The sequence below is a fragment of the Roseisalinus antarcticus genome (genome assembly GCF_900172355.1).
GTDB lineage: Bacteria > Pseudomonadota > Alphaproteobacteria > Rhodobacterales > Rhodobacteraceae > Oceanicola > Oceanicola antarcticus_A.
This window is the reverse complement of record NZ_FWFZ01000003.1, coordinates 242,308-250,760: the sequence shown is the minus strand read 5'-3', so window position 1 is coordinate 250,760 and position 8,453 is coordinate 242,308. Positions and strand designations below refer to the sequence as shown.

Here is an 8,453-nt window from a genome sequence, read left to right as displayed (position 1 = left end):
GTCATGGTCGATCCGGCGTTCGAAATCCACAGACGAATGACCCCAAGCAGGTAGGCGCTCGCGCCACTCCCAGTTGGGCTCAAGATCCTGAGGCGTCAAAAGATTAGGCATCAATGCGCGGGACATGGAAGGCTCCTACGGGCGGCAGGGCCGCCCTTCTTGTTGGTATTCATTGTGTTGGCGGGGGCCGCTACTGGATGCACCAGCCGCCATCGATGTGGATCATCTGACCGGTCATGTAGTCGCTGTCGTGGCTGACGAGGAACGCGGCCGTGCCCAGGATGTCCTCGGGATAGGACACGCGTTTGATCTGCAGCGCGTCGCGGACGATGTCCTCGTAGGCCTGGCCCTCTTTCTCCTTGAAACCGATATCGACGAGATCCTTGTCGAGCTGCTCCCAGAGCGGGGTGACCACCACGCCGGGCGCGTAGCCGTTCACGGTGATGTTGTGCTCCGACAGGCCGATGGCGCCGCAGTGTGTCAGCGCGAGACAGCCATACTTGGACGTGCAGTAGACGGTCACGTCGACCAGCGGCTTGCGCGATGCGATCGAGCCCACGTTGATCAGCTTGTATGGCTTTTCCTGCGGGCCCTGGGCGATCATCTGGCGCGCGGTCTCCTGCATGCCCAGCCACATCGCCTTGGTGTTGACGTTCATGATCATGTCCCAGTTGTCTTCATCGATGTCCATGAAGAACCGGGGCTTGTTCAGGCCCGCGTTGAAGAGGCCCACGTTGATCATGCCGAAGGCCTCGACCGTGGCGCCGACGGCGGCGGCATTGTCCTCGCGCTTGGTCACGTCCATGCGCACGGCCACGGCCTTGCCGTTGCCGGCGGCGTTGATCTTGTCGGCAATCTCCTGAGCGGCGTCGAGGTCGAGATCGCCGAGGCAGACGTTGCCGCCCTGCGCCGCGAAGTGCTCGGCGTTTGCGGCACCCATGCCGCGGCCGGCGCCGGTGATCAGGATGTTCTTTCCCGTGAGTCGATTGGGGTCCATGTATTCCTCCCTATGTGATCTGTCGCAGAAGCGCATCCTCGGCCCGTGACTGGGCCCGCGAGAGCGCGGTGCGCGGAGAGTTCACTCCCCGCAGCATGTCGTGGAATTCCTCGCCGCAGATCTGGATGATATCGGGGATCTGCGGGATCGGCGGGCGGGGCCAGAACTGCAGCTCGTCGCGCCAGGACATCTCGTCCACGGCGGCGAAGATCGGCGACAGGCGGCGCACCTCGGGGTCGGCCCCAACGGAGTAGCGCGGCGCCGTGCGGCTGCCATTCTGAATGTAGACCTTCTGCGCCTCGGGCGAGGTGAAGGCGATCAGCGCTTCGACCGCTTCGGGGATGCGCTCCTTGGCCAGGTTTGCCGGTATCCCCAGCATGTAGCCGCCCACCGGGGCCACCGGATTGCCCTTCGGGCCGGGCGGGTGCGGCAGGTATCCGGTGCTGCCATGTGCCGGAGAGCTTGGGTCGAGCTCGAAATAGGGCGCAAGCAGGGTGTAACCGTAGGCCATCGCCACCTTGCCGGAGGCATAGGGCCGAATCCGTTCGTACCAGGACATCGAGAGGATGTCTGGAGGCGAATAATCCAGCAATTCCAGCATGTACTCGCAAGCTTCGAGCGCCAGAGGCGTGTCGATGGTGAGCTCCAGGTCGCCATCCGCCAGCACGTCGGCGTCATAGCCGCCGGCGATCTCGGGCATCCGCACGATGGGCTGTCCGAAGTCCGCGCAGGTCATCATGAACGTATGGCCCAGGGCCGTGCCGCGCGCGGCGTTCCACGCGATGCCGAAGCGCCCCTGGCGCGGCTTGTGCAGGGCCCGCGCGGCGGTGAGGACCGCGTCGCTTGTCGTCGGCGGGGCCAGCCCGGCCTCGGCAAAGAGGTCGCGGCGGTAGAACATCAGCTCGGGCGTGGTCTGGCTGGGCACGCCGTAGGGATGACCGGCCCAGTGGGTCCCGCGCCAGCCGGCGGTGTGGAAATCGCCCGGGTCGAGCCGCTCGATGTCCATCACGTCCTCGAGTGGCGTAAGCACGCCCTTCTCGACGAATTCGCCGACCCAGGGCAGATCCACGGCGATCAGGTCGTAGCGGCTGGTGGGGCGGGCGGCGTTGCGCAGGCCTTCCTCGCGCAGCCGGTCGATCGAGAAGGCGCGCTGGTTGATCTGCGCACCGACCATCTGCTCGAACTGGCGCTTGAGCGCGTCCATCACCATGAAGGTCGGGTCGCCATGCACCAGGATCCGCAGACCCCCGGACAGCTTGAGCGGCCGCTGCAGCACCTGCGGCGGGGCGATCAGGCCCTTGCCCACCATGTAGGAGCCGCCGAAATAGTAATCCGAGGTCGCCGGCGCCCTGTCGGCGGTGCCGAAGGTGCGCTGGCCCTGGCGGCGAATCCGGTCCGCCAGCTGGCTCCAATTCGAGAGCATCTCTTCGCTGGGATGCAGCGAGAACGACTTGCCGGTGCGCGAACGGGGACGCTGCTCGATCAGCCCCGCCTTCTGCATGTCGGCCAGCTTGCGTGTCGCCGTGGCGTAGGGCACGCTGGCCGCAGCGACCATGGTCGAAGCGGTCACCGTTCGACCCTCCAGGTGGCAGCGCAGCAGGTGCAAGCTCATGTTAAGATAGGGGTTCGGTGCCGTGGGGTCGAGCGATGTCTCCAGCTCGGCAGAGAGCTCTTCCAGGAACGCGGTCACGAGGTCGAGGTCCGGCGCGGCTGTCAACATATCCACCCTGGCCCCCCGGGAGGAGCTTCCAGTTTGGATATTTTCGTGAGCGGAGGCGATCACTTGAGCCGTGTCCCTTGGCCTGCGGAGGTTGGGTTTCTGTCTGTCCATCGCTGACCTATCACAGGTTGTCCATTTCGATAGAGAAGCCATATCGCCATTTAGTCCAAAATGGATGTCACAAAATCCATATTGGATAATAAGACCCGAGCCGAGGCTTTGTCGATCAACGAAGCATGTAGGCCAGGCTGCCACGGATGATTCCGCGCCGCAGAGGACGGCGGGCAGCCAAGGAATGAAACTCTGGGAGGACCCCTGATAATGACCAGCAAGCTCAAGACCGCACTCGCGGTGTCCACTGCCATCGCATCCGTCGGTGTTGCCGGCTCCGCCCTCGCGGAAGCCCACGAAACCTACAGGATCGGCATCACGCAGAACAACGTGGGCGTCGACAGCTACCAGACGACCTACGAAAGCGCGTTCATCGCCGCGGCCGAAGCCAACCCGAATGTCGAGGCCGTCGTGCTCGACGCCGGTGGTGACGTCGCCCGCCAGATCGCCCAGGTCGAGGACCTGATCCAGCAGGAAGTCGACGCCATCATCATCTGGCCGACCAACGGCGAGGCCGTCATCCCCGCCGTGCGCAAGGCGTTCCAGGAAGACATCCCGGTCATCGTGACCAACTCGAACATCGCCGAGGCCGGCTTTGATTTCGTCGCGTCCTTCTCCGGGCCCGACAACATCACCCAAGGCTCGCGCTCGGCCGAGATCATGTGCGAGCGCTTCACCGACCTGGGCATCCAGGACGAAGCCCGCGTCGTGCAGATTTCCGGTCAGCCCGGCTACACCACCGCCATCGAGCGGGCGCAGGGCTTTGAGGAGCGTCTTCCCGAAGTCTGCCCGAACGTCGAACTGGTCGAGACCCAGCCCGGCGACTGGAACCGCGAGAAGTCGCAGCAGGTCATGGAAGCCTTCCTCGTCAAGTACGACGACATCGACGGCGTCTATGCCGGTGACGACAACATGGGCGTCGGCGCCCTGAACGCGGCCGTGGCCGCGGGCCGCGAAGACGGCATCACCTTCGTCGGCGCGACGAACTTCTCCGTCGGCTACGAGGCGATGGAAGCGGGCACCTACTGGGGCTCCATCTACCAGTCGCCTGTCGATGATGCGGAAGCTGCTCTGCAGACAGCGATCGACGTCCTGAACGGCGAAGATGTGCCGTTCCTGAACTACTTCGACACGCCGAAGATCACTCAGGACAACATGGACGAGTTCTCCAAGCCCGTCTTCTGATCTCTCTCAGACCGCGCGGGGCGGACAGTGTCCGCCCCGCGCATTCCGCACACGTCAGTGTCGTGAGAGGGAGGCCACAATGGGCCGTGTTTCTGGACGTTCCTGCATCGTGACAGGGGCTGCGCAGGGTATCGGGCGTGCCATCGGCGAGGCGTTGCTCGATGAAGGAGCGGACGTCTGTTTCGCCGACATGAACGCCGAAAAGGTAGCGGCGGTCGCCGCCTCGAACGAGGGTCGCGCCTCCGGGGCGGGGGGCATGGTGACTCATGCCACCGTAAACGTGACGGACCGGGCGCAGGTCCAGGCCATGATAGGCCATTCGGTCAGCGTCTTCGGCAAGATCGACGTCGTCTTCAACAACGCCGGTGTGAACAAGCCGATGAATTTCCTCGATGCCACCGAGGAAAACTGGAATTTCATAATGGGTGTCAACGGGCTGGGCTGCATGATCGGCATGCAGGAAGCGGCCAAGCAATTCATCCGACAGGGCGGGCCCGGCAAGATCGTCAACACCGCTTCGATCGCAAGCCGCCAGGGCTTCGACAATGTGGCACCCTATTGCGCGTCGAAATGGGCCGTCGTGTCGCTGACCCAGTCGGGGGCGCGCGATCTGGCAAAACATGATATAACGGTCACCGGGTTCGCCCCCGGCGTGGTCGCCACCGAGATGTGGGAAGAGGTCGATCGCGACCTCATGTCCATCGGCGCGTCGGAGCGGCCCGGCCAAGCCATGGAAGAATTCTCTTCCGAAATCCTGAAGGGCCGCGTGGCCCAACCGCAAGACATCACCGGCACGACCACCTTTCTGGCGTCCCGGGACAGTGACTACATGACCGGCCAGATCGTGATGATCGACGGGGGCATGACCCTCGTTTGAGCCGGGCCACATGCGTCTGGGGAGGACCGCATGACTGATACACCGCAGAAAACGTCCAGCGGCGGGCTGAACAAGGCCCACGTGGCCCAGTTCATGGCGCGACAGGGGATTCTTGTCGCGTTCATTCTGTTCATAATCGTGTTCACAATGGCGAACCCGCGATTTCTGGCCGTGGACAACATCCTTGGTGTCATACGGTCCTCGACGATCATCGGGGTGATGGCGCTGGGGGTGACCTTCGTCGTCATCAGCGGCAACCTAGACCTGTCGGTTGGCTCGATGATGTCGTTTTCGACCATCGTGGTGCTCGATCTGCATGACAAGCTGGGGCCGCTGCTGGCGATCCCGGCGATGTTCGGGATGACGATGTGCCTTGGCGCCTTCATCGGGTTCCTGGTCGGCTACCTCAGGCTCAACTCACTCATTGTCACATTGGGGATGTTATCTGCCATCCATGGTCTGACGCTGACCTATTCCGGCGGCAAGAACATGGATATCGCCGACAAGGAAGGCACCTGGTTCGACGTGTTCGGCCAGGGCGTGGTCTTCGGCCTGCCGGTGCCGATCCTGATCTTCGGCCTGCTGGCGCTGGTCCTCGGTCTGCTGCTTGCCCGGACGCCTTTCGGCCGACAGGTCTATGCGGTCGGTGGCAATGGCACGGCGGCGACCTTCTCGGGCATCCGCCGGGCGCGGGTCGTGTTCCTGTGCTACCTGATGTCGTCGTTCTGCGTGGCCTTTGCCGGCATGCTTCAGGCCAGCCGCTCCATGGGCAGCCAGAACACGGTCGGGCAGGGGCTGGAGCTGGAAGTTCTGGCCGCGGTCATCCTGGGCGGCGCGTCGCTGATGGGTGGCTCGGGAGCGATCTACAAGACCGTCATCGGCGTGTTGATCCTGGGCTTCATCCAGAACGGGCTGCTGCTGGTCGGCCTCGAATTCTACGTCCAGTTCGTCGTGACCTGGGTTATCATCATCCTTGCAGTCTGGCTCGACGTTGCGGCCAAGCGCGGCAAGCTCTGGTCACCGATCGCCTGAGGAGGGCGGGACATGTCTAACGAGACCACCAAGGACCTCATCAAGAGCGGCGCGATCTGGGGCTTCATTGTCCTGGAGCTGATCTTCTTCTCGGTCGCGGGCGCATACCTGTCGTTGTCGGACAATGCCTTCATGGACCTCGACAACATGCTGTTGCTGCTCAAGCAATCCGCGCCCATCGGGATCATTGCGGTCGGCATGACGATCATCATGATCAACGGCAATATCGACCTGTCGGTGGGGGCGACCTATGCGCTGGCGGCGATCGTCCTGCTGGACAGCATGACCTGGCCGATCTTCGCGGGCCTCGGCAACTGGGTGATCCCGGTAGCCTGGATCCTGGCGCTGCTGACCGGCGTGGTGCTAGGGGCAATCAATGGCATCATCGTCTGGAAGACGGGGGTCGACGCCTTCATCGTCACGCTTGCCTCGATGCTCGGCTATCGCGGCCTGGTGTTCATGATGAACGGGGAACAGCCGACCTCGCACCTGAACTGGACGCTGGTGGACTTCGCCGAGGCGCAGTTCCTTGGGCTGCACACGGCGACGTGGTTCCTGTTGGCGGTCACCATCATCCTGTGGTTCGTGATGACCCGGACAGTTCATGGCCGCAACGCCCATGCTATCGGCGACAACCGCGAGGCCGCCGTCAACGCGGGCATCCGCGTGGGGCCGCACATTGTCATTAACTTCATGATCATCGGGTTCCTGGCGGCGCTGAGCGCGGTTGTGTTCTACTCCGAGAGCGGCTCGGTCAATCCCAACGACGGCATGCTCTACGAGCTTTGGGCGATCACCGCGGTCGTTCTGGGCGGCACCAAGCTGGCCGGCGGTTACGGCTCGATCATCGGTACCTTCGGCGGCGTGATCGCCATCCAGCTGCTGCGCAAGGGCCTGGGCCACATCGGCGCGGATACCGAGACAGTCAACCTCGTGATCGGTCTCATCCTCATTGCGGTCCTGTTCCTGGATCGTCAGCTGAACCTCAAGGGCGAAGAGGAGTTGCGGGTATGACCGAACAGAAACCGGTTCTCCGTCTCGAAGGCATCGTGAAGACGTTCCCCGGCGTGCGGGCCCTGGACGGTGTCGATTTCGACGTCCGCCCGGGCGAGGTCCACGCGCTGATGGGCGAGAACGGCGCGGGCAAGTCCACGCTGATGAAGGTCCTGGCCGGGATGCACCAGCCCAACGAGGGCCGCATCCTGATCGACGACAAGCCCGTGGTGATGACCAACCCGATCGCGGCCAAGGAAAACGGCGTCATCCTGATCCATCAGGAGCTGTCGCTGGCCGAAGAAATGACGGTGGCCGAAAACGTCTTTCTGGGCGAACTGCCGCGCAAGCGCTTCGGCCTCGTCGACTGGAAAACGCTCGACGATCGGGTGGGCACGATCCTAAAGCAGCTCAACTGCGACTTCGGTCCGCGCACCCGCATCGGCTCGCTGTCGATCGCCAAGAAGCAGATGTGCGAGATCGCCCGCGCCCTGACCCATTCGGCCAAGGTGGTGGTCTTCGACGAACCGACGGCCTCGCTGACGGACTCGGAAAAGGTCGTTCTGTTCGATATCATCAAGGATCTTCAGAAAGATGGCGTCGGGATCATCTATATTTCCCACCGCATGGAGGAAACCTTCAAGATCACCGACCGGATCTCGGTCCTGCGGGACGGCGCCTATCGCGGGACGCTCAACACCGCCGAGACGACCGAGGACGAGGTGACGCATCTGATGATCGGCCGCACGCTCGACACCTCCAACGGGACAAACGTCTCGAACCGGGGCGAGGTCAAGCTGTCGGTGCGCAACCTGAGCTGCGGCAACCTGTTCCACGACATCAGCTTCGATGTCCATGCGGGCGAGATCGTCGGGTTCTATGGGCTCGTCGGTGCGGGGCGGACGGAAATCGCAGAGACGCTCTTTGGCCTGCGCCGGCATTCCCATGGCCAGATCATGCTCGACGGCAAGGAAGTGACGATCAACTCCCCGGTGGAGGCGATCGCCAACGGCATCTCTCTGGTGCCTGAAAGCCGCAAGGAACAAGGGCTGGTGCTGGGCATGAACTGCCGGGACAACATGACCCTGCCGCAGATTTCAGACCTCACGCAGGGGCCGTTCGTCTCGGGCGGGGCCGAGGTCGACATCTACAAGGATTATCAGAAACGCCTGGAGATCAAGGCGCCCAGCTGGCGGTCCATCGTGGGGAACCTGTCGGGCGGCAACCAGCAGAAGATCGTCATCGGCAAGTGGCTGTCGATGAAGCCCAAGGTGCTGATCGTCGATGAACCGACCCGGGGCATCGACGTGGGATCCAAATCCGAGATCCACAACCTGCTGCGGGAACTGGCCGGGCAAGGCTATGCGATCATCGTCATCTCGTCCGAGATGCCGGAGGTCCTGCGCGTGTCGGACCGGATCGTCGCGATGTATTCGGGCCGGATCATGCGGACCTTCTCGGCCGCCGAAGTGACCGAAGACAGCCTGATCCATGCGATCTCGGGTCTGGGCGGCACGGACGCGGCGGCCTGAGCCGCG

7 protein-coding genes are annotated in these 8,453 nt (G+C 63.3%); 5 read left to right on the top strand and 2 right to left on the bottom strand.

Annotated features, from left to right (window positions below; translation table 11 throughout):
* Window positions 1-190: 190 nt before the first annotated feature.
* Window positions 191-997: an SDR family NAD(P)-dependent oxidoreductase gene (locus tag ROA7023_RS05035; protein ID WP_085877918.1), complete on the bottom strand. Its 807-nt coding sequence runs from the start codon at window positions 995-997 to the stop codon at window positions 191-193.
* Window positions 998-1,007: 10 nt separating this feature from the next.
* Window positions 1,008-2,717 (bottom strand): ABC transporter substrate-binding protein, encoded by a 1,710-nt coding sequence (locus ROA7023_RS05030; RefSeq protein WP_234992036.1) that lies wholly within the window; start codon window positions 2,715-2,717, stop codon window positions 1,008-1,010.
* A 321-nt stretch (window positions 2,718-3,038) separates the two neighbouring features.
* On the opposite strand from ROA7023_RS05030, the gene ROA7023_RS05025 reads away from it, so the two are divergent.
* From ROA7023_RS05025 to ROA7023_RS05005, 5 genes are all read left to right on the top strand, one after another.
* On the top strand, window positions 3,039-4,013 hold the full coding sequence (locus tag ROA7023_RS05025; RefSeq protein WP_085877916.1) for a sugar ABC transporter substrate-binding protein: 975 nt from the start codon (window positions 3,039-3,041) through the stop codon (window positions 4,011-4,013).
* Between the two features lie 79 nt (window positions 4,014-4,092).
* Window positions 4,093-4,890, top strand: coding sequence for an SDR family oxidoreductase (locus ROA7023_RS05020; RefSeq protein ID WP_085877915.1), 798 nt, complete (start codon window positions 4,093-4,095; stop codon window positions 4,888-4,890).
* Between the two features lie 93 nt (window positions 4,891-4,983).
* Entirely contained in the window at window positions 4,984-5,922 is a 939-nt protein-coding gene (locus tag ROA7023_RS05015) for an ABC transporter permease (protein ID WP_234992035.1), read from the top strand.
* Window positions 5,923-5,934: 12 nt separating this feature from the next.
* Entirely contained in the window at window positions 5,935-6,936 is a 1,002-nt protein-coding gene (locus ROA7023_RS05010; protein ID WP_085877913.1) for an ABC transporter permease, read from the top strand.
* Window positions 6,933-8,447, top strand: a complete 1,515-nt coding sequence (locus tag ROA7023_RS05005; RefSeq protein ID WP_085877912.1) for a sugar ABC transporter ATP-binding protein — start codon at window positions 6,933-6,935, stop codon at window positions 8,445-8,447. Before ROA7023_RS05010 ends, ROA7023_RS05005 begins: the two co-directional genes overlap by 4 nt.
* Window positions 8,448-8,453: the final 6 nt, after the last annotated feature.